We start from the raw sequence: 22,640 nt of genomic DNA on the forward strand, positions 1-22,640 counted from the left end.
GTTGCGAACCGCTGAGCGTTTGGTCAATCTGATCGCCGTTTTTTGTATTGTAAGTTGGCGCGTCTTCTGGATGACGATGCTCAATCGTTCCTCACCGAATGCCCTACCGCAGACGGCGCTGACAGATTCCGAACTCAGGCTTCTTGATCATTTGGTGAAAGACAAGGGTGGCGATCGCCCTCGACGGGGTACGCTCTCGCACTATGTCGTCAAGATCGCGCGGCTCGGAGGATACTTAGCCCGAGCCAACGATCCTCCTCCAGGAAATACCGTCATCTGGCGCGGACTATCGCGGCTGACCGATATCGAATTGGGAGCCGCGATCGAGGCAAAGATTATGGGTAATTGAAAGAACGCAGGTACATGGGGGCCAGACCTGGAATGTGATTCCAGCCTTAGTGACAATCCGAGGATCAGCGCGATGCTTCTCGGAATCCGTTCGCGATGCAATTGAAAGCAACGTCAGAAGCATCGTGGAGGCGACAGCCGCGACCTACGGAGCAACAGCCAGCGTCAAATATGAACGGCGTTATCCTGCGACGGTCAACAGTGCGCGTGAAGCGGAACTAGCCGCCTCAGTCGCCGCCGACATGAATACGCTCATGCCCGTTCAGGTTGGCTGCAGGCCGTCGATGGCCTCGGATGATTTCGGTTTCCTGACCCAGAAGGTGCCCGGCGCCTATGTCTGGCTCGGTTCGGGGGATGAGCAGCATGGCGAGCCGCTGCATAGTCCATCCTACGACTTCAACGACAGTATCCTTGAAACCGGCGCTCGCTATTGGGTGCGATTGATGGAACAAGCGCTTTCTCGGCACTAGATGACGAGCGCCTTCGCTCTCGGGATCCAGCTTGCGCTGGGCACCTCCGACTAAAAAACGATATCGGAGTTCGATCGTGATGACCCAAGCTGCAAAAGCACCCCTAGCACGACTGCCTGTCACCCTTCGCGACGTCGAGGCGGCTGCGGACACGCTCGCTGGCGTCGTCAAACGGACAAATTTCGACTACAGCCGAACATTGTCCGACATTGCGGGTGCTAGCCTGTGGTTCAAGTTCGAAAACTTGCAATTTACAGCGACCTTCAAGGAGCGTGGGGCGCTCAATCGGCTCTCGGCTTTATCCGCCGATCAGCGGCAGCGGGGGGTGATTGCAGCTTCGGCCGGCAATCATGCGCAAGGCGTTGCTTATCACGCGTCGCGCCTTTCCGTACCGGCAACCATTTACGTCCCTGTGGGGACTCCGACCGTGAAAATCGAGAACACGCGTCGGCATGGTGCGACTGTGATCGAAGGTGGAGCAACTCTGGAGGAAGCCTCCGCATTGGCCACGAAGCATGGCCGCGACGAACGGTTGACGTTCATCCATCCCTACGATGATCCCCTAATCATCGCCGGTCAGGGGACCATAGCTCTTGAGATGCTCGCTTCGGTGCCCGACCTCGACGTGCTGATCGTACCGATCGGCGGAGGCGGCCTCATTTCCGGCATGGCAGTGGCAGCCAAGGCGCTTAAGCCGGATATCGAGATAATCGGGGTGCAGGCTGCCCTCTATCCTTCGATGTACAACGTCGTCAAAGGAAAATCTCTCCCGATGCGTGGCGATACCCTCGCCGAGGGCATTGCAGTCAAATCTCCGGGCTGGATCACATCAGACATCGTGCGTGCACTGGTGGATGACATTGTTCTGGTGACAGAACGGGACGTCGAACATGCGTTGAGCCTTCTCCTCACGATCGAAAAGACCGTAACCGAAGGTGCCGGAGCTGCTGTCCTGGCGGCAGTGCTCGCCAATCCTGAGCGCTTCAAAGGTCGCAAGCTTGGCCTCGTGCTGAGCGGAGGCAACATCGACACCCGACTCCTGTCGGGCGTCCTCACGCGCCAACTTGCAAGGGAAGGGCGTCTTTCGCAGCTCCGTTTCGATATTGTGGATCGGCCAGGTCAACTGGGCGCGATTGTTTCGGTTCTGGGCAACGCCGGAGCTAACATCGTAGAGGTATCTCATCAGCGCATCTTTACGGATCTGCCAGCCAAAGCGGTGCACCTTGAGGTCGTCATAGAGACCAGAGACCGGTCGCATCTTGCGTCGACCATCGGTCTACTGAAGGCAGCCAATCTTCACGTGAATTTTGACGGCCCAAGGGATGCAAGATGATATGGCTTCTCCCGAGCTGCTCCGAGTGGGCGGCGAACTCGAACCCGGCACATCGTGCCGGGTTCTTCTTTTAAGCAAAGTAGCGAATACTCAATTCGTTGGTGAGTTGCTCTACACTCGCTAGTTCGCTTAGACGCACCACGACATCGAGCAATCAAGGACAAGACAAATGGCCGGCACAGTTGAACAGACTCTCGCGACCTTGTGCATTACTCTGAACGCTCCTCGCGCTCCCGTGGCGAACTATACCGGGTTCGTGCGCACCGGTAACTTGCTGATGGTGTCCGGTCAGCTTTGTTTCGGCGAAGGCGGCAAGCTGGTCGTTCAGGGCAAGCTTGGCGCCGGCGTCACAGTTGAAGAAGGCAGCGCGGCCGCGCGCCTGTGGTGTCAATCTCCTGGCCCAAGCCAAGGCGGCGCTCGGCGACCTCGACAAGGTCACCCGCGTGGTTAAGCTCGTCGGCTTTGTCAATTCCGCGCCGGATTTTCTCGATGGGCCAAAGGTATTGAACGGCGCATCCGATTTGATGGTCGCCGTGTTCGGCGACAAGGGACGCCATGCCCGCACCACCGTCGGCGTTGCAGCGTTGCCGTTGGACGCCGCGGTGGAAGTCGAAGCCATCTTCGAAGTGGCTTGAGCGGAAGCAAACCAGCGGCGCCTTCCTCGCTCGCCCGCAGTGCTCCGGCTTTTGATCCAGTCGCCGACACTCACGGGCATGTTCGATACCGAGAGGGACGACCGCCTGTATGGACGATTGGGCCGCGCTAGCCGTCGCGCGGGCTTGTACGAGAGCGCAACAAAACCCATTTCCCGGCCGTAGCTCAAATGGTGGGTTTTGATATAGGAAGGTTGAAAATCCGTTGTCTTTTCAAGCAGGATTGACTGACACTCTCGCACTCTGGACACCGATGATCGGGCCGAGCTTCTTGGTGAACCATCGCGTTGCGACGGTAGCGCCCAGCATTTTGGCGGTGACCCCGGTCGCGAGGCCGATCATAAGCCCCGATGTTACCCACATCTGCCAGAGCGCCGTCATGTGCGACGCCAACGCCAGGATGGCCACGATCAAGGCAAGCGCCACGGCCACGACGCGACGCACGCCATCTGATCATGCGCGTGGCTTTTCCGATTCGAGTTCAGCCTTTGCGACAGACAGCAAACGGAGCAGCGCATCCGCTATGGCAAGAGGCAATGCGAGTTATTCATCCACTGTGTCAATCGAGGGTTTATTCGGTCGCGTAGCGAGAAACACGATTACTGACTAGAGCGGCGACAGATCGCAATAAGGATCTCAGATACCCGCAGCATCAAATTGAATCGGAAAACAGATTTTCCGCTTCAAAGGAGGAAATCTTAGATGAGCGGCGGAAGGATCGCCTATAAGTTTTCCGGGCGAATGAGCTGCGTTAAGCGTAGGACTGGATGAGATATCGTAGATTTGGTTGGTGTGGGGAAAGGCGGTACCCATCTGCAGGCTTCCAGTTTTTGCCATTCGTTCGGAATGTGGGTCGCCAATAACTCAATGCCGCGTCGCGCTTGGTGCGTGGGACGACGGCGCGCAGGTCAGCGGATCGTCGCAGTTGCCGGGGGCTGGTATAACCACGAGAAGTTCTCGCAGAAGCTTTCGACGTTCATCTGCCGCATCAGATGATTTCGCAACATCGCTTGCGGGCCATCGGCATGATAGACGTAATCGCCGAGCAGGCGTGAGCCCAATTGGACCCGCGCGGTTCGGAGCAGCCGCGTCGTTCGATAGAGCTCGAGCCCGCCTTCGATATCACCGGGCTTTGAGGCGAGCGCATCGCCTAGGCACACGGCGTCTTCGAGCGCCATGCAGGCGCCTTGCGCGAAATATTGCAGCGTCGGATGCGCGGCATCGCCCAGAAGACAAACCCGGCCGTCCACCCAATGCTCGATCGGGTCTCGATCGCAGGTGACCCAGGCTTTCCAGTCCTTGCCGTGATGGATGATGGCCTGCGCGCGCGGATGGATATCGCGAAATTCCGCAAGCACCTCTTCGTGCGAGACGGGCTTTGCCGCGAAGACTTCAGGCGGATTGTTGTGGCAGGTGATGGCGAGGTTGAAGACCTTCCATCCCGAGAGCGGGTAGTGGACGAGGTGGCATTTCGCCCCCGCCCACAATGTCGCGGCGTTCCAACGCAAATTGTCCGGCATCTGCTCGGTCGGGATCACCGACCGGTAGGTGGTGTGTCCGGCCACGCGCGGTTCGCCGTCGCCGAGCATCTGTTGCCGGATCCTCGACCGCAGGCCGTCGGCGCCGATGAGGGCAGAGCCCGTGACGCGCTCTCCGGATTTCAACAGAGCCGTAACGCGGTCGCCGTTCTGGTCGTAGCCGGTGACGTCGCAGTCGGCGCGAAGCGTGATCGCTTCATGGTCCTGGCAGGCGCGGAGGAGGATGGTGTGCAGCTCGCCGCGGTGAACGACGGCATAGGGATTGCCGAAACGCGTCCTGAAATAGGTGGTCAGGTCGATATGGGTGATCTCTTCCGCCGTGACCGCGTCCATCAGCCGCAATTGATCGATGAAGACCGCGATGGAGCGGATCGCATCGCCGAGCTTCAGGCGATCGAAGGCGTGGAATGCGTTTGGGCCGAGTTGAATGCCGGCGCCGATTTCCTGATAGCGGGAGGCGCGCTCGAGAACCGTGACCTGAAATCCCTGCGCCGCCGCCGCGAGGGCCGTGGCCAGACCGCCGATGCCGCCGCCGGCAATGAGAATGCGCTCGTTCGACATGTCTCCTCCTTCTGCGGCTCCCGCCGCATCATTTTGGCGGACGGCCTTTTCCCGGGGGACGTTCCTTGGTCGGCCGCTCCTGCTTCGGCTTGATCAGCCTTGCGACGTCACCGTTTTCGACCTCGGCCTCGAGCCGGTCGAGATTGTCATAGAGCGAGTTGAGCGTCGCCTTGAGCGCCGCGGCATCCTTGCGCGAGAGATCGCCGGTCGCAACGTCCTCGTAATAGGCCGCAACCGGCATGAACCGCTCGTAAAGCTCATGACCCGCGGGCGTCAGCTCCACCTGCAGGCTGCGTTGATCATTCGCGGGCCGCTCGCGCGAGACGAAGCCGGCCTTGTGCATGTCGGCGACGAGGCGCGACAGTGTCGACAAATCCGCCGACGTCAGCGCGCTCAGTTCGACGAGGCGCAGCGGCCGGTCCTGCTCGGCCAGCGCCGCGAGCACGCGGTACATCGGCAGCGTCAGTCCTTCCTTTTTGACCACGCGCACAAACAGATCTCCCATCCGAATGCCCACCCTGGCGAGCAGGTAGGGCAGGGAATTCGACAGTCGATACATGGATTTACCCCCGCAGTCTCGGCGAGCTGAGGGCTTACCTATGCTTCTCCGCGCGGGCAACAGTTGCGTTTGATTTAGTTGCAAATGATATAATCCCATTGACAAGTGTTCTGAAACGGAGTGTTGTCCTTGTCAAGCAGGAAACAGACGAGGTGAGGTCAATGCGGGGAAAGATCGCGCTCGAGGAACACTTCGCCCTCGAAGAGACGGTTCAGGACAGCGCCGGATTTTCGCCGGCGGAGGACTGGGTCGAGCTGAAAGCAAGGCTGCTCGACATCCAGGACCGACGGCTCAGGGAGATGGATGCGCACGGCATCGAGCTAATGCTGCTGTCGCTGAATGCGCCGGCGATCCAGGCGATCCCGGATCGCAATCGTGCGCTGGAGCTCTCGCGGCGCGCCAACGATTTTCTCGCCGAGCAGGTCGCGCGGCGCCCACAGCGCTTTCAGGGACTGGCCGCTCTGCCGATGCAAGACCCGGAGGCTGCAGCACGCGAATTGAACCACTGCGTCACGGCTCTCGGCTTTCGCGGCGCGCTGGTCAACGGGTTCAGCCAGCTCGCGAGCACCGAGAAGGCGATCTACTACGACCTGAAGGAGTTCTGGCCGTTCTGGTCGGAGGTCGAGCGCCTCGATGTTCCCTTCTACCTGCATCCGCGCAATCCGCTCGCCAAGGACGCCGCGATCTATGAAGGTCATCGCTGGCTGATGGGGCCGACCTGGGCATTCGGGCAGGAGACCGCGGTCCACGCGCTGCGCCTGATGGGCTCGGGCCTGTTCGACGCCTATCCGCGCCTCAACGTCATTCTCGGCCACATGGGCGAAGGCCTGCCCTATTCGATGTGGCGCATCGACAACCACAACAAGTGGATGCGTACGCAGAACGTCTATCCCGCAAAGCGGCCCATCGCCGATTATTTCCGCGAGAACTTCTACCTCACGACATCAGGCAATTTTCGGACCCAGACGCTGATCGACGCCATGCTCGAGATCGGCGCCGACCGCATCCTGTTCTCCGCCGACTGGCCGTTCGAGAACATCGATCACGCCGCACTCTGGTTCGACCAGGCCGCGATTTCCGAGAACGATCGCATCAAGATCGGACGCGAGAATGCACGCTCGCTGTTCAAGCTTGCGGGCAGCTCGCCCCAATCTGCCAAAGAGCAGACCAAGACATCAATTTCAGCGGAGGAATCCCATGAGCTTCTCGTCAGAACTCGACGTTCATGAAGAACTGTCCGGCGCCACCGTCGGACGCTCGCACCGGATTCTCGGCGTGCTCATCACGCTGATCACGATGTTTGACGGCTACGACACGTTCAATCCTGCTTACGTCATTCATTATGTCATGCAGCCATGGGGCCTGGTGCCGAGCCAGGCAGGTCTCCTTGTCAGCTCCGGCCTGATCGGCTTCCTGGTTGCGGCGGTCTGCCACGGCATGATTGCCGATCGGTTCGGACGGCGCGGAACGATGCTTGCGGGTCTGTGGATCGTCAACGTCTTCACGCTGCTCACGGCGGTGTTTGCTTCCAGCTTCCTCAGCTTCTGCGCGCTGCGCTTCATGACCGGGCTTGGGCTCGGCGTGCTGCTCCCTCTCGGAACGACCTATATCAATGAGCTCGCGCCGCAACGCGTCAGCAACAAGTTTTCGCTGTGGGGCGTGACGCTGGGCTGGTCCTTGGGCGGCGTCTTTGCCGGACTGGTCGGCGTCTTCCTTACGCCCCTCTATGGCTGGCAGATACTCTATTATGTCGGCGCGCTGTCGATCCCGCTCACCTTCGTGGTTCACGCGGTTCTGCCGGAGAGCCCGAAATTCCTGGCGGCACGGGGACGGTTTGACGAGCTGCGTGCGCTGATGACTAAGCTGCGGCCGGAGCGCGGTGCGGCCTATCAGACGGCTTCGTTTCGCTCGGGCGAGCAGGCGGCAAGCTGGAACACCATCGGTGCGCTCCTGACGCCGCGCTACCGGCGCGTCTCACTCACAATCTGGTTCACCGCATTCCTGACCCTGTTTGCGATCTTCGGCCTGACCGGCTGGATTCCGACGGTCATGATCAAGCGGGGCGAGACGTTTGCGGCCTCGTTCGGTTTCGGCGCGTTGATGCAGGCGACCTCCTTCATCGGCGGACTGGCGCTCGCGACATTGGCCGATCGCAACCTCGGTCTTGCACCACGCTATCTCGGCACATGGTGGATCCTTGGAGGGATTGCCGTGCTCGCGCTGGTCTTCGTCTCTGGCCACGGCTTCAATCTTGCGATCGTCGCCGTCGCCGGCTTCTGCATCATCGGTGCTCAGCACGTCCTCAACAATTTCACGGCTGGCTCCTATGCGACCGACTTCCGCGCGAGCGGCGTTGGCATGGAGCTGGGCGTCGGCCGGGTGGGGGCCATTCTCGGACCTTACGTCATCGGGCTTCTGCAGCAGGCGACGGGTGGTCCCGACGCCGTGTTCTGGGCAATCGGCGGTGCGGCCATCGTTGGAGGGCTCACGATCGGATCGCTCGGCCTGCGGGACGCGGCGATGCCGGCCGCGAATACAATCCCGGCGGAGGCGCAATGACGCCGTTCGTTTACACGGCGCCGGCCGCGCGGGTGGTGTTCGGCTCGGGCACCAGGGCTGCGCTAGCGGACGAGATCCGGACATTGTCGTGCGCCCGCGTTCTGATCCTGTCGACGCCGCCGCAGCGAAACGATGCGGCGCAGCTCGCGGCCGATATCGGTGACCTTGCCGCCGGCATCTTCAATGAAGCCGCCATGCATACGCCGGTCGACGTGACCGAGCGGGCGGTTGCCCGCGCGCAGGAGCTTGCCGCGGATTGCGTGGTCGCGATCGGCGGGGGCTCGTCGGTTGGGCTCGCCAAGGCCATCGCCCTCAACACCGACCTGCCGCAGATCGTGCTGCCGACGACCTATGCCGGGTCGGAAGCGACCTCAATCCTCGGCCAGACCGCGGGCAATGAAAAGCGCACCTTGCGCAGCCCGAAGGTCCAGCCGGAGGTGATCATCTACGATGTCGATCTGACGCTGACACTCTCCGTGCATCAAACCGTCGTCTCCGGCATGAACGCGATCGCACATGCGATCGAAGCGCTCTATGCACAGGACGGTAATCCAGTCACATCGATTCTGGCCGAAGAAGCCATCCGCTGCTTCGCGCGCTCGCTGCCCAAATTGGTTGCATCTCCCGGCGACCGCGACGCGAGGTCGGACGCTCTTTACGCCGCGTGGCTGTGCGGGACATGCCTGAATGCGGTGAGCATGGGGCTGCATCACAAGCTCTGCCACACGCTGGGTGGCATGTTCGACCTGCCGCACGCGGAAACGCACACTGTGATCCTGCCGCACGCCACCGCATACAATGCTCCGGCGGCGCAGGACGCCATGCGACGCGCGGCGCGCGCGCTCGGCGCCGATGACACGGCAGCCGGCCTGTTCGATCTCGCAAGCCGGCTGGGCGCGCCAACCGCCCTGTCCTCGCTGGGCCTGAAGCGCGCCGACCTCGATGTGGCGGCGAGCGCGGCGGTCAAGACGCCGTATCCAAATCCGCGGCCGCTGGCGCTGTCGGCGATCCGCGAACTTCTTGATAACGCGTTCGAAGGTGTGAGACCCGCATCCAGCGCGGACGGGGAGACGCGTCATGCGTGATTTCGACGAGAGCAATATCACCGATGCCGTCATTGACAGCTTGGCGCAGACCAAGGACGCGCGGCTCAAGACAATCATGACAAGCCTCGTCCGCCATCTCCATGACTTCGTGCGCGACGTCGAAATTACCTTCGACGAATGGAATCACGCGATCGATTTCCTGACGCGAACCGGACAGATGTGCAGCGACAAGCGGCAGGAGTTCATCCTGCTGTCGGACACGCTCGGCGTTTCGATGCTGGTCGATGCGATCAACCACCGCATGCCGGAAGGCGCGACGGAAACGACCGTGCTTGGGCCGTTCTTTGTCGCCTCTCGGCCGGACGAACCGCTTGGAGCGGACATCTCGCACGGCGCGGAAGGCGAGCCCTTGCTGGTCGAAGGTTCAGTCTCATCTCCCGACGGCGTGCCGCTCGAGGGCGCGACCGTCGACGTCTGGCAGGCCGATGATGACGGCTATTACGACGTCCAGCGTCCAGAGCTCCAATCGTCCCTGCTGCGAGCACGATTCAGAACCGATAAGCAGGGACGTTTTTCTTTCAAATCGATCATGCCGGCGTTCTATCCGATTCCGGATGATGGACCGGTCGGCGAAATGCTGGGTGCGCTCGGCAGACATCCCAACCGTCCAGCACATATCCACTTCATGATCGCGGCCGAGGGGTACGAGACCCTGATAACGCACATCTTCAATGCCGAAAGCCCGTATCTGGATTCGGATGCTGTGTTCGGTGTGAAGAACTCGCTCATCGCGACGTTCGCCAAGAATGCCGGTAACGGCTCCGGCCGCGTCCTCAAGTATCGCTTCGGGTTAAAGTCGCTGTCGCAGGAGCGGCAATGACGACGAACGCGCTGGCCCGCTTCGAGACGTTTCTCGCGCGAAAGCGCAATGCCGGTCGCTCGGCAGAGGCCATCATTGATGACTTGCGCTGCGAACTCGTTGCGTTCGCTACGACGGAGGAGGTTTCCGAGGAGAAAAGCGCTGATCAGGTATCGGCGCTCGCCTTCGACATGGTCAGGGCCATCGAAGGCGCGGAGGGTACACTGGCCTCGGCGACCAAGTCATGCGGCGAGATCGAGAAGGGAACGTCGATGGCGGCCGAGTCGTCGAAGGGCATGAGCCGTTCGATCGAGCAGATCATGCATGAAGCGGAGTCCGTCTCCGATAATGTCGCCGGGATGGCGCAGAATGTGATCACGGCTGACAGCCATTTTAGCGACCTGACTGAAGCCGTCGGACGTATCGCGTCAGTTGTCGGAATTATCAGAAAGATCGCCAGCCAGACGAATCTTCTGGCGTTGAACGCGACCATCGAGGCATCGCGCGCGGGCGATTCCGGTCGTGGATTCGCCGTCGTCGCCACCGAAGTGAAGACGTTGGCAGCGCAAACCGCCGAGGCGACGAAGGACATCGAGCGGCAGATCGAACAGATCAGCGCAGCGTCGTCAAAGTCGACGGAGTCGGTGAAGGGAATTGACTCGAGCGTTCGCGGTATCCGTCACCGGATCGAAACGATTGCGAGCGCGATCGCGCAGCAACGCGCCCTGGCCGTCGAGAACTCGCTAGCTGTCGAAGGGTGCGCCTCGGAGCTAAGCAAGCTTCGCGATACGGTCGAGGCGATCCGGCGGGGCGCGGGAAAAAATCTCGCGCGCGCGAAACAGCTCAGCGAATCCTTATCGAAACGTCAAATAGACGCGTAACCATGCCACCACAGAAGGAGCCAACGATGTCAGTATCAACAGATCTTCGCAAGTCGGACAACGCGATAGACGGCTCGTGGGTCTTGTTGTTCGCCCGCCTCTCCATCGCGCCCCTGTTCCTCTACAGCGGTATCGGCAAAGTTATGGCGTTCACTGCCACCGCCGCACGTCTCTACGGCGGACCAGACGGCTTTGGACGGGTTCTCGCGGCAGGCTCAATTGCGGTCGAACTCGGTTGTGGTGTGGCGCTCTTGCTGGGTCTATTTGCGCGCCCGGCAGCTTTGATCCTGATCCCGTTCACGATTGCCGCGACGTTGATGTTTCACAATTTCTGGGCTGCACCAGAAGCGCAGGTCGTCGCGCAAACGATCAACTTCCTGAAAAACCTCGGGTTGCTCGGCCTGCTTGCACTTATCGCCAACTACGGAGCCGGCAACCATGCGGTGAGCACCGCACTCAAGCGCGGATAGTGGTGAGGTCCGAGCAACTCGTCGGAGATCAAAATGCTGTTTGCCATCCACGCTACTGACTCTGTCGTAGCTCTGGCTACGCGCCTCGACAGTTTCGATGCCCACAAGGCATTTCTTGCCGATGCGGGCCGATTCGGCATCAAAATAGTGAAGTCCTGACCACTTGTCGCAGACGACCGACAAACCATGATTGGAAGCCTCTTCCTGATAGACACACCTTCTCGATCCGAGGTTGAGGCATTTAATCGGGCCGATCCGTTCTTCGGCGCTAAGATCTAGGAAACAGTGAGCATAACAGGATTTCTGAGGCGGCAAGGCTGAACTTCTACTAGCTCAGTTCACCGTCGGTCTACGCATGCCCTCCTGACGGCCAGCGCCGTATGAGTGCCACTGAGACCAGGCCAACCAGGGAATGCCGCAATCGGCACTATTGCCGGCTTGACTCCGCTGAAAGGGATTTTCGATGAAACCTGTAGTTATTGCCGTTGCGATAACGGGATCTGTGCCTCGCAAGAAGGACAACCCCGCCGTTCCGATTTCGCCTTGCGAGCAGATCGAAGCGACGCATGAGGCCTTCGAGGCGGGGGCAACACTCGTCCACATCCACGTTCGTAACGATGACGAAAGCTCTTCATCCGATCCAGAACGGTTTCGTAGCGTTCAGGAGGGAGTGATCAAGCACTGTCCCGGCATGATCGTTCAGTTCTCGACCGGAGGCCGCGGACGAGATCCGCGGTCACGCGGTTCGGCGCTATTCCTAAAGCCGGACATGGCTTCGTTGTCCACCGGATCGGTGAACTTTCCCAACATCGTTTACGAAAATCATACGGAGCTGGTTCGTAGGCTTGCATGCCAGATGCGAGATCTCGCAATTCGTCCTGAGATCGAAATCTTCGATCTTTCCCACATCTATACGGCGCACGATCTTGTCACCGAAGGTTTGATTGACGGGTCGGTTCACATTCAACTCGTAATGGGCATCAAGAATGCGATGCCCGCGGACAAGCGCGCCCTCGACATCCTGATTGGTGAGGCGAAACTGCTATTGCCCAATGCGACCTGGACGGCCGCGGGTATCGGCCGGTACCAATCCGAAGTGATGGCTTGGGCACTTGAGCGCGGCGCCGACGCGGTGCGAACCGGTTTGGAAGACAACATCAGGATTGGAAAGGAGCGCCTTGCGGCGAGCAATGCGGAACTCGTCGAAATCGCGGTCGAGCAGGTGACCCGCTTCGGACGGCGTCCAGCCAACGCGGAAGAGGCGAGAGGCATTCTCAGAATTCAGGCGGAACCTTCAACGCGTATCAGCTAGTCCGGCGGATGCAAGAACGCTCCACGTTATTGACTGATGAAGTGGGACCAACCTCATCGGAATGGTCGATGATTACGCTTGCGGGCGCGCTCGCTTTCATCATGATTTTGCTCTTGATGGTTGACATCTTGTGGGACCTATCAAAGTCGAGCTTGTGCTTCGAACTAGGCTCTTTCTTGGTGTACTAGGTCCGCACTGTCCACCAACCCAGCGCACGATGCAAAGGGTGGCGCGCCTTCCGAGAAGCGTCGCTCCGCCATTGCAGCTTGGTCAGCCATGGTCGGAGCAATGGTACTGGCCCGCATCGTTGATGATCCGAAGCTGTCAAGGGAAATTCTGACCGAGACGCGTGCGTCGCTGCCGCTGGCTTAGCCGGGCGGTCAGCGCGGCGTCGCGCAACAACCAGGCGGCGTGTGCACAGCGTGTGCACCGGGAGATCAGGAAAAATCTATCGAAAGCAAGTTGGGATTATCGCTCTTCCGGTGATGTGAGGTCGGCGGACGTTTTGGTTGGGATCGCAAGGGGCAGGGCGCTGGCATGCGACCCGAGAGCTGATCGTGCTTCCGGCAAGCAGTGCTCAGTACACGGTCTGCGGAAGGGCCCTTCGGTTCGCCAGTGACGCCTTTCGCGCAGTGAATGATTATGGGACATATCGATCAGCGCGTTTCAGCCGAAGGCGCGTGCCTGAGATGACCGTGAGGACGAATAGCGTCCGACGAGGTCGTTGATCGCTCCTTCCTCGTCTCGATCATCGCGTCACTCGATACGGACGCGCGGATGACTTGGCGGGGCTCAACGAGGCGGATCTCACCGGTAATGGAAGCATGAAGCGAAACCTTGCCGGCGACATTCGGTGTAGAAAGGCCTTTCGTGTGCTTACTCTAGGATGAAGCTGCGGATCTGGTTGGCTTGCGAGGACCTCTCTCTTACAAAGGAGCGCTCTAACAGCCGAAATACCTTGTTTGGGCGTATTTCTCAGCTCTACCAAAGGCGGCGTGTCAAAGGCGTGACGCAATTGCTCCCAATCGGCGACGGAGCTTTGTAGCCGTTCCACCTGCGATGATTTTAACTCAGCCATTGCCGCGCGAAAGATCGAACGACCTCGGCTTGCTAAGAGGCCGCCAATCGCGGTCTTACCGATCATCGTCCGGTCCAGTCCTACATGCTTGCCCGTGCATTCGTCGAACTGGACTTGAGGACGCCGTCGACGCTCCAAGCGCCCGGTCCCAGAAAGATCAAGAGAAAGAAGAAGAAGCAGAACAGAATCGCAGCATCGCCACCGTTGACCACTGGAAAGAAATCTCGGGGCGCGTGAGCCGTGAAATAGGCGACCGCCATTTCCCCGGAAAGGAGGAATGCAACGAACCGAGTGCCGAACCCGATCAAGAGCAGAATGCCGCCACCGATTTCCAACAATGCCGCGAAACCCAGAAGGGATAGTAACGGTACCATTCCGTGGACCGGTGTCGGAAAGCCGAAAAGTTTCTGGGTACCGTGCTCGATAAAGAGCAAACTTACGACAATCCTTACGATCGCAACTACGTGCGGAGTGCGTCTTGTCATTTCCATTCACTGAATCCTTAGTTTGGGAGAGTCCACCTTCGGTGCGTCAGCCCTCGGCGGGGCATCGCGGAGGGCTCACCGGGAAGTTGTTGCGAAGCGGCTGGGCCTTGCTTTCAGGATGCCAATTAGAAATTGCGTCGGACTTGAAGGTTGAGCCAAGCAGTGTCTTGGTCTTTGTATTCGTAAGTCGCGGTCGGCTTCGGAGCAGCGGGTGTGAGGGACGCGGCGCCGGTAAACTTCTGGTCGAGATGGACGTAACCCACTTTGGCCGAGAAGGTCAGATTCTTGACAGGGGTCCGGCGCGTAAAGCAGAACCGCCGCCGAGCCCAGGAAATGGCTCCCAATGATCTTCATGTAAATCTCCAGGTTGTTGCAACTCGCCCCCGATTTTTCTTTCCACGCCAAAGAGCACTTCATCGAATTGAGCCAGTGAGTGGCTTGGCGCGGACGATTCCGCTCCCTAGCGTTTTCACGATAAAATGATGAGACCCCTGCGTAGAGCAGAAACTTGGTACGGTTTTGTACGAAGCGCCTAACTGGCGGACCCAGCGTTGCTCTGGGAGTCACAAATGTACGATGCGCATCCTCGCATGTACGATGGTACAAGTGCTTTCATGGAGCGCGACGTTCTTGCTGATTATTTCTAAGGACCATGAAAGTGCGTCGGCTGCGCAGCGGGACGACACGGTGATTCAGTACGTTTCGTACAGAGTGTTGGTTGCCTGCGTACGCGCAACGGATTAATCAATTTGTTGATTACCCCAACCTCCGGGGAAAATAACGTCCGCTTGGACGTCATAGGTCTCTCGTCTGGCTCCGCAAGAAAGACCAGCCCAGTGGGTCTCAAAAATCGGCAGCGTCTAGGATGTTAACGTTCCGCCGCACTCTCATGCTGGCGCGTCATGTTCCTGCTGGGCGCAGTCGGGTCTGCTATTGCCTGGTTTCTCAGGCGCGAATTGCCGGAATCGCCGAGATGGCTTGTGATCGTGGGGCGCGATGCTGAAGGAGAATGACGTGCGAAGATCTATTTTCCCCCTGGCTATAATAGCGGCGCTGGCGGCCGCGCCTGTCTTGGCGCAGGTCCGTCCCTTTCCGGCCAACTTCAGAATGCAAACGATCCCCATCAATAGCACCCAGATCTTCGTGCGGGTCGGCGGCAAAGGCCCGGCGGTGGTGCTGCTCCACGGCTACGGCGAGACCGGCGACATGTGGGAGCCGCTGGCCGTCAAACTGGCGAGCAATCACACGGTGATCGTGCCCGATCTGCGGGGTATGGGTCTGTCTTCACATCCGTCAGGCGGCTACGACAAGAAGACCCAGGGCGGCGATATTGCTGGCGTACTCGACGCGCTCAAGATCGGCAAGATCGATCTCGTCACCCACGATATTGGCAATATGGTAGGCTATGCCTTCGCGGCGGAGCAACCCGATCGCGTGACGAAGTTCATTTTGATGGATGCGCCTCTGCCGGGAGTGGGCCCGTGGGACGAGGTCCTGAAGAATCCACTGCTGTGGCACTTCCGCTTTGGTGGGCCAGACATGGAAAGGCTGGTCAAGGGTCGTGAGCGAATCTACCTAGATCGCTTTTGGAACGAATTTTCAGCCGACCCAAAGAACTTCGATGAAGCGTCGCGCGAGCACTATGCAAAACTCTATGCAAAACCTGGCGCGATGCATTCCGGTTTCGAGCAGTTCAAAGCTTTCGACCAGGACGCGGTCGACAACAAGGCTTTCCTAGCCAAAGGAAAGCTGCCGATGCCGGTGCTGGCGGTGGGTGGTGAGAAATCATTTGGTCCGCTGATGGCGACCGTGATGCGCGCTGCGGCCACGAATGTACAGGAGGCTGTGGTCCCACACGCGGGACATTGGCTCATGGAAGAAAATCCAAACGCGACCATCAAGTTTGTGACTGACTTTCTGCAATGAGCGCGCGACAGGCGTTCGTTCGTAAGCAGCAATTTAGTATCGTTAGTAGCCGAAGCGGTTCTCGCGCGCTGGGCCCGCCTGGATTTGCCTGTAGATGCGCGGAGATCGAGCTTTACGCCGAGTAAGGAGCACAGCATTGCGCGCGGTCGCTAAGCCCATCTGCAAGGTTGCTCCAGCCTTCGAACCGATAAACGAACCTTTCTCCGCTCTAAGTGGAGTCCGATTTCTCGCGTGTTGGGTTTGTCTCTCACCTAATGTTCGTTAGGACGCGGCGTGCCCGAGAATGATCCATTAACAAGAGAAGCCTCTATGCCCACCATCACCACTAAAGACCGCGTCGAGATCTTTTACAAAGATTGGGGATCGGGCCAGCCGATTGTGTTCAGCCACGGCTGGCCGCTGTCGTCGGACGATTGGGACGCACAGATGCTGTTCTTCCTGAGCCATGGCTTCCGCGTCATCGCCCATGATCGGCGCGGGCACGGCCGCTCGAGCCAGGTGGCCGATGGCCACGACATGGACCACTATGCGGATGACCTCGCGGCGCTAACCGAGCATCTCGATCTGAAGAATGTCATTCACGTTGGCCATTCGACTGGCGGCGGCGAGGTGGTCGCCTACATCGCGCGTCACGGCGAGAGCCGGGTGGCGAAAGCGGCGATCATCGCCGCTGTTCCCCCGCTCATGGTACAGACGCCGGCCAATTCCGGCGGCCTCCCGAAAGAGGTCTTCGACGGCTTCCAGTCGCAGCTTGCGGCCAATCGCGCACAATTCTATCGCGACATCGCGGCCGGCCCCTTCTACGGCTTCAACCGCGTCGGTGCCAAGGTCTCGGAGGCCTTGATCCAGAACTGGTGGCGCCAGGGCATGCTGGGCGGCGCCAAGGCGCACTACGACGGCATCGTCGCTTTCTCGCAGACCGATTTCACCGAGGACCTGAAGAAGATCACGCTTCCCGTGCTGGTGATGCACAGCGATGATGATCAGATCGTCCCCTATGCGAACTCCGCACCGCTGTCGGCCAAGCTTCTGAAGAACGGCACGCTAAAAACCTACAAGGGCTTTCCGCACGGCATGCCGACCACGGAAGCCCCCACGATCAACGCGGACTTGCTGGCGTTTATCAAGGGCTAGTGCGACTTCTCGCCTCTCCTCGCGTGTGGGTTTGCCGTGCACTCGGACCACCAATGTTGCGAGTGCACCGCGGCCGATTCAGGCGGCTTACGCATCGCAGCCGCCAGATGCGCGGCGATCTCAGCTCGGGCCCTTTCCAGCTGGGACCACCTTGTGGCTCACCGACACAACGGATGTTGCACTTGAAGTGCCCAACATAGACGGCGCCGAAACGGATCAGCGTCGTGAATAGCCGGATGCCGGATTCGGTCATCCTGTCGCCGAGCAGGAACCGACAAGCCAATCCAGTGTGTCGAACAGCGGGCCGATTATTTACTCGTAGACTGACTGCGTGGTAGCGAAGCCAGCCTTGTAGACGCCATTGTTAAGCGTATCGTAGACGCGACGTTGATCGCGTCCATTTCGTTGCGTAGCTCGTGCGGTCAGTGTGGTTCACTGAACCTGTATTTGACTACAAGCCGCCGTACTGGCTGAATGTCGGCGGAAATATTTTCTTGGCGGTTGTTGTCTTGGTGGCATCGCTCGCTGCGATGGTCTACGCGACGAGAGATTTGTATAAGAGCGAGAGTATTTCGGCAGCCTTGTTCGGGTTTTTGCAATCTCGGCCTTGGCGCGATTGTCATGATTATCATTCATGCTCAACTCTATGAAGAGTTCTCAATCAACCCAACGATCGATAAGGTGCCGCTGACGAAGCTCGATTACGTCTACTTTTCAATCATCACGTGGACGACCGTCGGTTATGGCGACTTCGTTCCGTCTGCCGCTGAAAGACCCATTGCAGCCGAGGAAGCGCTCTTCGGATTTATCTATATGGGTGCCTATATCGGCTATACGATCAATGCACTCTCCGTCTTGAGCAAGTACGATTACAGCAAAATTCTTTCAGACGATAAGCCAGGTGAGGCCAAGAGAGCTTCGCAAGGCGAGCCGAAGGAGCCGCCGAAGCCGTAAGAATCGGATGGCCCGCTTCAAACGTTAGAGAGTCTGTCGGTTGCATACGGCTGTGGCGCGGTCTTCTTGCCGGACAAATTCGTCGATGCCTTGGCCGGTAGCGCTATAAAAGCGGGAGTGAGCGCTCGAGCTCAACCTGCGCTACGCCATCTGCGATGAGTGACTGCCCTGCAGCTTCCTCAAGGACCGGATCGCAGCGTCGATCCCGTCTACGCCAAAATTCGCAAGCGTCAGGCTGGTGCGAACGGGGATTCCGATAGGCGGACGCGCTCGCCGAGGCCCAGACACGAGGGACCGCACTATTGGTCGTAGCGCGGAAACTTGGTACGGTGTTGTACGAAGCGCCTAACTGGCGGACCCAGCGTTGCTTTGGGAATCACAAATGTACGATGCGCATCCTCGCATGTACGTTTGGTACAATTGCTTTCATGGAGTGCGACGCTCTTGCGGATTATTTCTCAGGGGCCAGGAAAGTGCGTCGGCTGCGCAGCGGGACGACTCGATGATTCCGTACGTTTCGTACAGAGTGTTGGTTGCCTGCGTGCGCGCAACGGATTAATCAATTTGTTGATTACCCCAACCTCCCGGAAAAATAACGTCCGCTTGGACGTCATAGGTCTCTCGTCTGGCTCCGCAAGAAAGACCAGCGAAGTGGGTCTAAAAATCGGCAGCGTCTAGGATGTTAACGTTCCGCCCACTCTCATGGCCAACCCAGTGCTGATCTTGCTCGATGAGGGGACCAAAGAGCTGGTGCCGATGATAACCAACACGGTCGGGCCGCTCATCGCAAGATCGCCAGGGGCGGGGCTGCAGTGCTGCTCTTAGAGCAAGAACTGCCCACGCTGCTTCGATGCGATTGCGGGCTCCAACTGACGAGACATCGCCGATTGCCTCATGAAATCACCAGATGACCCAATGACCAACGGCTGCGCGATGTGACGCAGATGGTTCGAGCTCTGAGACGCAGGAAACAACGGAGAATCTCCAAATGGATATTGGATTGATTGTCGATGGCGCGGCTGTCGCGGCCGAAGGCGCAGCGACATTCGAGCGCAAAGACCCGATGACTTGCGGCGACCCCATGAGCCTCGATCGACCAATTCTGCAAAAGGAAGGAAAAGCTATGCCCCGGAACCAGACGATTGTCGCCCTCGTCACGATCATGCTTGCTGCCCCCGCAGCTGCGCAGCCGCCGGCGCCGCAGCTTCCGAACTACTCCAAGACGCCCTCCGAATTGGCTACGATCGCGCCGACCGGTGGCGTAGGAGGGTCGGGCAACGCCAAGGTCGAAGTAATTACGATCCTGGGCGATCCGTCCAAGCCAGGGCCGTACAGCCAACTGCTGAAAGTCGCGCCCCATGCGACGATTGCCGCACATCATCACGCAGGTGATCGGCTCGGCACCGTGCTTCAGGGCACCTGGATGTTTGGCTACGGCCCAAGCTTCAGCAAGCCTGCGCTCCGAACACTTCCCGTCGGGTCGGTATACACCGAGCCGTCGGGCGCTGCGCACTTCGCGATGACCGGCGACCAGGCGGTCACTGTACTGATCACCGGCTCGGGGCCAACGGATACGGTCTACGAGAACCCCGCCGATGACCCCACGAAGAAGCCGTGAGACGCCGATCCGGAATGCACCTTTACAGATACACGGCCTGCAAACGGATCGCAGCGTAGCTTGTTGTAGGGAGCGAGACGCAGGAAACAACGGAGAATCTCCAAATGGATATTGGATTGATTGTCGATGGCGCGGCCGTCGCGGCCGAAGGCGCAGCGACATTCGAGCGCAAAGACCCGATGACCGGCAAGGTCGCGACGCGCGCTCCGGCAGCGAGCCTGGCAGATGTTAGGAAGGTCGTCGCTGCAGCGGCAAAGGCTTTCGAGACATGGTCGGAAACCGGCCCATCGTCGCGCCGCGCGCTATTGCTCAACGCCGCAGATCTGATGGAAAGGCGTACCAACGACTTCATCAAGCTCATGCTCGAGGAAACTGGCGCGACCGCCACCTGGGCAGGCTTCAATGTCCATCTCGCTGCCGGTATCCTGCGCGAAGCGGCGGCCCTGACGACACAGATTACCGGTGAAGTGATCCCGTCCGACAAGCCGGGCGTCTGGTCGATGACTGTCCGGCAGCCGGCGGGCGTCGTTCTCGGCATGGCGCCCTGGAACGCGCCGGTTATCCTGGGCACGCGTGCGATTGCGGCGCCGCTCGCCTGCGGCAACACCGTCATCCTTCGCTCCTCCGAGACTTGCCCGGGCACGCACCATTTGATCGGTCAGGTCCTCAACGACGCCGGTTTCCCGAAGGGCGTCGTCAACGTTCTGTCGAACGCGCCGCAGGATGCGCCGAAGATCGTCGAAGCGCTGATTGCGAATCCCGCCGTCCGCCGGGTCAATTTTACTGGCTCAACCAAGGTCGGACGCGTCATCGCCATGTTGGCCGCCGAACACCTGAAGCCGGCGTTATTGGAGCTTGGCGGTAAGGCGCCGCTGATCGTGCTCGATGATGCCGACCTCGACCAGGCCGTCGATGCGGCAGCTTTCGGCGCCTTCATGAACCAGGGGCAGATCTGCATGTCGACCGAACGGATCATCGTGGATGAGAAAATTGCCGATGCGTTTGTCGAGAAATTCGCAGCAAAAGCGTCGAAGTTGCCGGCTGGCGACCCGCGCGGACAGGTCGTGCTGGGTTCACTCGTCGATCTCGCACCCGCAGAGCGGATGGACGATCTCATCAAGGATGGTGTTGCCAAGGGCGCCAGAATTGTCGCTGGCGGCAAGCGGAACGGCACCGTCGTGGAGGCGACCCTGCTCGATCACGTGTCGTCCGCGATGAAGATCTACGGCGAAGAGTCGTTCGGGCCCGTGAAGTCGATCATTCGTGTTGCTGGTGTTGATGAAGCGGTGCGTGTCGCGAACGACACCGAATACGGCCTTTTGGCGGCTGTCTTCGGCCGTGACGTGACTCGTGCACTGGCGGTCGCAAAACGCATCCAGAGCGGTATTTGCCACATCAACGGTCCCACTGTCTCGGACGAAGCCCAGATGCCGTTCGGCGGCATGAAATCGAGCGGCTATGGCCGGTTCGGCGGCAAGGCTGTCATCGATGAGTTCACGGAACTGCGCTGGATCACGATCGACGGCCCGCAGCACTATCCGTTCTGACGCAAAATCGCAGTGTGAACTGCCAACGAGCGACGCGGCCAACGTGGCCGCGATGCTCAGACCTCTTCGATCGGTAGTTTTCTGATGCGCCGCCCGGTCGCCGCGAAAATCGCATTCGTCACCGCAGGCGCGACGATCGCGGTGGCAGCCTCACCGAGGCCTCCGGGATCGCCGGTACTCGACACAATGTGGATCTCGATGAAAGGAATCTCGTCGATCCGCATAGGCGGATAGGTGTCGAAATTAGACTGCTCGACGCGGCCATGCTTGATGGTGATTGCGCCACGCAGCGCCGCGGTCAACCCGAAGATCGTCCCGCTCTGCAGCTGCGCGTCGATCATGCTCGGCGTCACGGCTAGGCCACAGTCCACCGCGCACACGATGCGCTCGAACTTGACCTTTCCCTTTGCGTCGACTGCGACTTCGGCGACCTGCGATAGATAGCTGCCGAATGCAAACTGCAGCGAGGTGCCGCGCGCCTTTCCGGCCGGCGTCGGCTGCGCCCACCCGGCCTTCTCCGCAGCAAGGTAGGGCGCGGTCTCACGTCAAGGAAGCTTTCCTGCCCGCTCGGCTAACGCGAGGCCGCCGAGAATTCTGCGTTCTAGCGGTTCCGACTTCCGCCTTCACCGAGTTAGATCGCGGTGCAAAGCCGGCGAATACCCATTCCATAACCTGATCTGCCAAAGCATCCTCGAGAGGGAGGTGTCTGACGAGGAGACGATAGTAGGTCGACCCGTAAATCATGTCGATCGCAAGGTCTGCATCCAAATCCGACGAGATCTCTCCCCGCTGCTTCCCGAGCTCGATTAAAGCCTTTGCTTGGGCGCGACGAAGATCCAGGTAACGCTCTCGAAACATCCGTAAGACATCAGCATCGAACTGACCTTCGGCGAGGATTTCGGCCATTATCCGGCCGACCCGTCCGCGATCCTCTTTATGAATTTGCCGAAGCTGTTTTCGAAGTGCGCTAACGACCGAACCATCCTCAGAAAATTGCAGCTGGCTTGAGACCGTCTGGGAAAAGGCATCAATGACAACTGCCGCCTTGTTCGGCCACCAACGATATATCGTGGGTTTGCCCACACCCGCGGCTTTCGCAATACCTTCGATTGTTAGATCGCGGACGCTGACCTGATTGAGCAGCTGATTCGTTGCCCGCAGGATTGCTAGTCTCGCTTCTTCGCTTCGCGGGCGGCCGCTTTTAGACTTCTTCTCACGGATCATGCTGACTCTGTATTTGAGTGGGACAGGCTCTAGCCCGACAACAGCCATTCGCTGACTCGACCCAAGATCACCAAAATCCAGGATT

General features: G+C 59.4%; 21 protein-coding genes and 5 pseudogenes. 19 read left to right on the forward strand and 7 right to left on the reverse strand.

Going from position 1 to position 22,640, the window contains the following annotated elements; genetic code table 11:
- The 4 genes and pseudogenes from K289_RS0129865 to K289_RS45580 all read left to right on the forward strand — a co-directional run.
- A pseudogene (locus tag K289_RS0129865) lies at positions 1-349 on the forward strand (IS4 family transposase); the annotation flags it as partial.
- A 49-nt stretch (positions 350-398) separates the two neighbouring features.
- The gene (locus K289_RS45570) at positions 399-818 is read left to right on the forward strand and encodes a M20/M25/M40 family metallo-hydrolase (RefSeq protein WP_371260867.1); all 420 of its coding nucleotides are present in this window, start codon (positions 399-401) and stop codon (positions 816-818) included.
- A gap of 79 nt (positions 819-897) precedes the next feature.
- Positions 898-2,151 carry a threonine ammonia-lyase gene (locus K289_RS45575; protein WP_051310935.1) on the forward strand — a complete coding sequence of 418 codons (1,254 nt, stop codon included), beginning with the start codon at positions 898-900 and terminating at the stop codon, positions 2,149-2,151.
- A 169-nt stretch (positions 2,152-2,320) separates the two neighbouring features.
- Positions 2,321-2,786: pseudogene (locus K289_RS45580) on the forward strand (RidA family protein).
- A gap of 231 nt (positions 2,787-3,017) precedes the next feature.
- Here K289_RS45580 and K289_RS0129885 read toward each other — a convergent pair.
- The 3 genes from K289_RS0129885 to K289_RS45585 form a co-directional block, all read right to left on the reverse strand.
- Positions 3,018-3,248 carry a hypothetical protein gene (locus tag K289_RS0129885; protein WP_027554861.1) on the reverse strand — a complete coding sequence of 77 codons (231 nt, stop codon included), beginning with the start codon at positions 3,246-3,248 and terminating at the stop codon, positions 3,018-3,020.
- Between the two features lie 464 nt (positions 3,249-3,712).
- Positions 3,713-4,903, reverse strand: coding sequence for a 3-hydroxybenzoate 6-monooxygenase (locus K289_RS0129890; protein ID WP_027554862.1), 1,191 nt, complete (start codon positions 4,901-4,903; stop codon positions 3,713-3,715).
- A 28-nt stretch (positions 4,904-4,931) separates the two neighbouring features.
- Complete coding sequence (locus K289_RS45585) at positions 4,932-5,462, reverse strand: MarR family winged helix-turn-helix transcriptional regulator (protein ID WP_051310937.1); 531 nt, start codon at positions 5,460-5,462, stop codon at positions 4,932-4,934.
- 161 nt (positions 5,463-5,623) lie between these two features.
- On the opposite strand from K289_RS45585, the gene K289_RS0129900 reads away from it, so the two are divergent.
- The 9 genes and pseudogenes from K289_RS0129900 to K289_RS52480 all read left to right on the forward strand — a co-directional run.
- A complete protein-coding gene (locus K289_RS0129900) occupies positions 5,624-6,691 on the forward strand; it encodes an amidohydrolase family protein (protein ID WP_027554863.1) in 1,068 nt (355 codons plus the stop codon).
- Positions 6,660-8,021: an MFS transporter gene (locus K289_RS45590; protein ID WP_035686283.1), complete on the forward strand. Its 1,362-nt coding sequence runs from the start codon at positions 6,660-6,662 to the stop codon at positions 8,019-8,021. The genes K289_RS0129900 and K289_RS45590 overlap by 32 nt, the downstream gene beginning before the upstream one ends.
- On the forward strand, positions 8,018-9,106 hold the full coding sequence (locus tag K289_RS0129910) for a maleylacetate reductase (protein ID WP_027554864.1): 1,089 nt from the start codon (positions 8,018-8,020) through the stop codon (positions 9,104-9,106). Before K289_RS45590 ends, K289_RS0129910 begins: the two co-directional genes overlap by 4 nt.
- Positions 9,099-9,947: an intradiol ring-cleavage dioxygenase gene (locus K289_RS0129915; protein ID WP_027554865.1), complete on the forward strand. Its 849-nt coding sequence runs from the start codon at positions 9,099-9,101 to the stop codon at positions 9,945-9,947. Before K289_RS0129910 ends, K289_RS0129915 begins: the two co-directional genes overlap by 8 nt.
- Complete coding sequence (locus K289_RS45595) at positions 9,944-10,807, forward strand: methyl-accepting chemotaxis protein (protein WP_051310939.1); 864 nt, start codon at positions 9,944-9,946, stop codon at positions 10,805-10,807. The genes K289_RS0129915 and K289_RS45595 overlap by 4 nt, the downstream gene beginning before the upstream one ends.
- 26 nt (positions 10,808-10,833) lie before the next feature.
- A complete protein-coding gene (locus tag K289_RS0129925; protein WP_063614213.1) occupies positions 10,834-11,277 on the forward strand; it encodes a DoxX family protein in 444 nt (147 codons plus the stop codon).
- A 33-nt stretch (positions 11,278-11,310) separates the two neighbouring features.
- A complete protein-coding gene (locus K289_RS52865) occupies positions 11,311-11,436 on the forward strand; it encodes a hypothetical protein (protein WP_256380020.1) in 126 nt (41 codons plus the stop codon).
- 304 nt (positions 11,437-11,740) lie between these two features.
- Positions 11,741-12,589 carry a 3-keto-5-aminohexanoate cleavage protein gene (locus tag K289_RS0129935; RefSeq protein WP_027554867.1) on the forward strand — a complete coding sequence of 283 codons (849 nt, stop codon included), beginning with the start codon at positions 11,741-11,743 and terminating at the stop codon, positions 12,587-12,589.
- A gap of 246 nt (positions 12,590-12,835) precedes the next feature.
- Positions 12,836-12,961 (forward strand): annotated as a pseudogene (locus K289_RS52480) (TetR/AcrR family transcriptional regulator); the annotation flags it as partial.
- A gap of 786 nt (positions 12,962-13,747) precedes the next feature.
- On the opposite strand, the gene K289_RS0129950 reads toward K289_RS52480, so the two are convergent.
- A complete protein-coding gene (locus K289_RS0129950) occupies positions 13,748-14,158 on the reverse strand; it encodes a DoxX family protein (protein WP_027554868.1) in 411 nt (136 codons plus the stop codon).
- Positions 14,159-15,054: 896 nt separating this feature from the next.
- Here K289_RS0129950 and K289_RS50785 point away from each other — a divergent pair.
- From K289_RS50785 to K289_RS0129965, 3 genes are all read left to right on the forward strand, one after another.
- Entirely contained in the window at positions 15,055-15,165 is a 111-nt protein-coding gene (locus tag K289_RS50785; protein WP_156918258.1) for a hypothetical protein, read from the forward strand.
- Positions 15,149-16,078 (forward strand): alpha/beta fold hydrolase, encoded by a 930-nt coding sequence (locus tag K289_RS0129960; RefSeq protein ID WP_084788770.1) that lies wholly within the window; start codon positions 15,149-15,151, stop codon positions 16,076-16,078. Before K289_RS50785 ends, K289_RS0129960 begins: the two co-directional genes overlap by 17 nt.
- 309 nt (positions 16,079-16,387) lie before the next feature.
- Positions 16,388-17,212 (forward strand): alpha/beta fold hydrolase, encoded by an 825-nt coding sequence (locus K289_RS0129965; RefSeq protein ID WP_027554870.1) that lies wholly within the window; start codon positions 16,388-16,390, stop codon positions 17,210-17,212.
- 157 nt (positions 17,213-17,369) lie between these two features.
- On the opposite strand, the pseudogene K289_RS52490 reads toward K289_RS0129965, so the two are convergent.
- Positions 17,370-17,634 (reverse strand): annotated as a pseudogene (locus K289_RS52490) (glutathione S-transferase family protein); the annotation flags it as partial.
- Between the two features lie 199 nt (positions 17,635-17,833).
- Here K289_RS52490 and K289_RS45605 point away from each other — a divergent pair.
- The 3 genes from K289_RS45605 (at position 17,834) to K289_RS0129980 (ending at position 21,331) form a co-directional block, all read left to right on the forward strand.
- A complete protein-coding gene (locus K289_RS45605; RefSeq protein ID WP_035686288.1) occupies positions 17,834-18,166 on the forward strand; it encodes a potassium channel family protein in 333 nt (110 codons plus the stop codon).
- Between the two features lie 988 nt (positions 18,167-19,154).
- Positions 19,155-19,784 carry a cupin domain-containing protein gene (locus tag K289_RS0129975; RefSeq protein WP_051310943.1) on the forward strand — a complete coding sequence of 210 codons (630 nt, stop codon included), beginning with the start codon at positions 19,155-19,157 and terminating at the stop codon, positions 19,782-19,784.
- A gap of 104 nt (positions 19,785-19,888) precedes the next feature.
- A complete protein-coding gene (locus tag K289_RS0129980; protein WP_027554872.1) occupies positions 19,889-21,331 on the forward strand; it encodes an aldehyde dehydrogenase in 1,443 nt (480 codons plus the stop codon).
- A 56-nt stretch (positions 21,332-21,387) separates the two neighbouring features.
- Here K289_RS0129980 and K289_RS0129985 read toward each other — a convergent pair.
- Together K289_RS0129985 and K289_RS45610 are read right to left on the reverse strand one after the other, a co-directional pair.
- Positions 21,388-21,801 (reverse strand): annotated as a pseudogene (locus K289_RS0129985) (molybdopterin cofactor-binding domain-containing protein); the annotation flags it as partial.
- Between the two features lie 70 nt (positions 21,802-21,871).
- Complete coding sequence (locus K289_RS45610) at positions 21,872-22,555, reverse strand: TetR/AcrR family transcriptional regulator (protein ID WP_084788775.1); 684 nt, start codon at positions 22,553-22,555, stop codon at positions 21,872-21,874.
- Positions 22,556-22,640 lie beyond the last annotated feature (85 nt).

The sequence above is a fragment of the Bradyrhizobium sp. Cp5.3 genome, assembly GCF_000426265.1.
Taxonomy (GTDB): Bacteria; Pseudomonadota; Alphaproteobacteria; order Rhizobiales; family Xanthobacteraceae; genus Bradyrhizobium; species Bradyrhizobium neotropicale.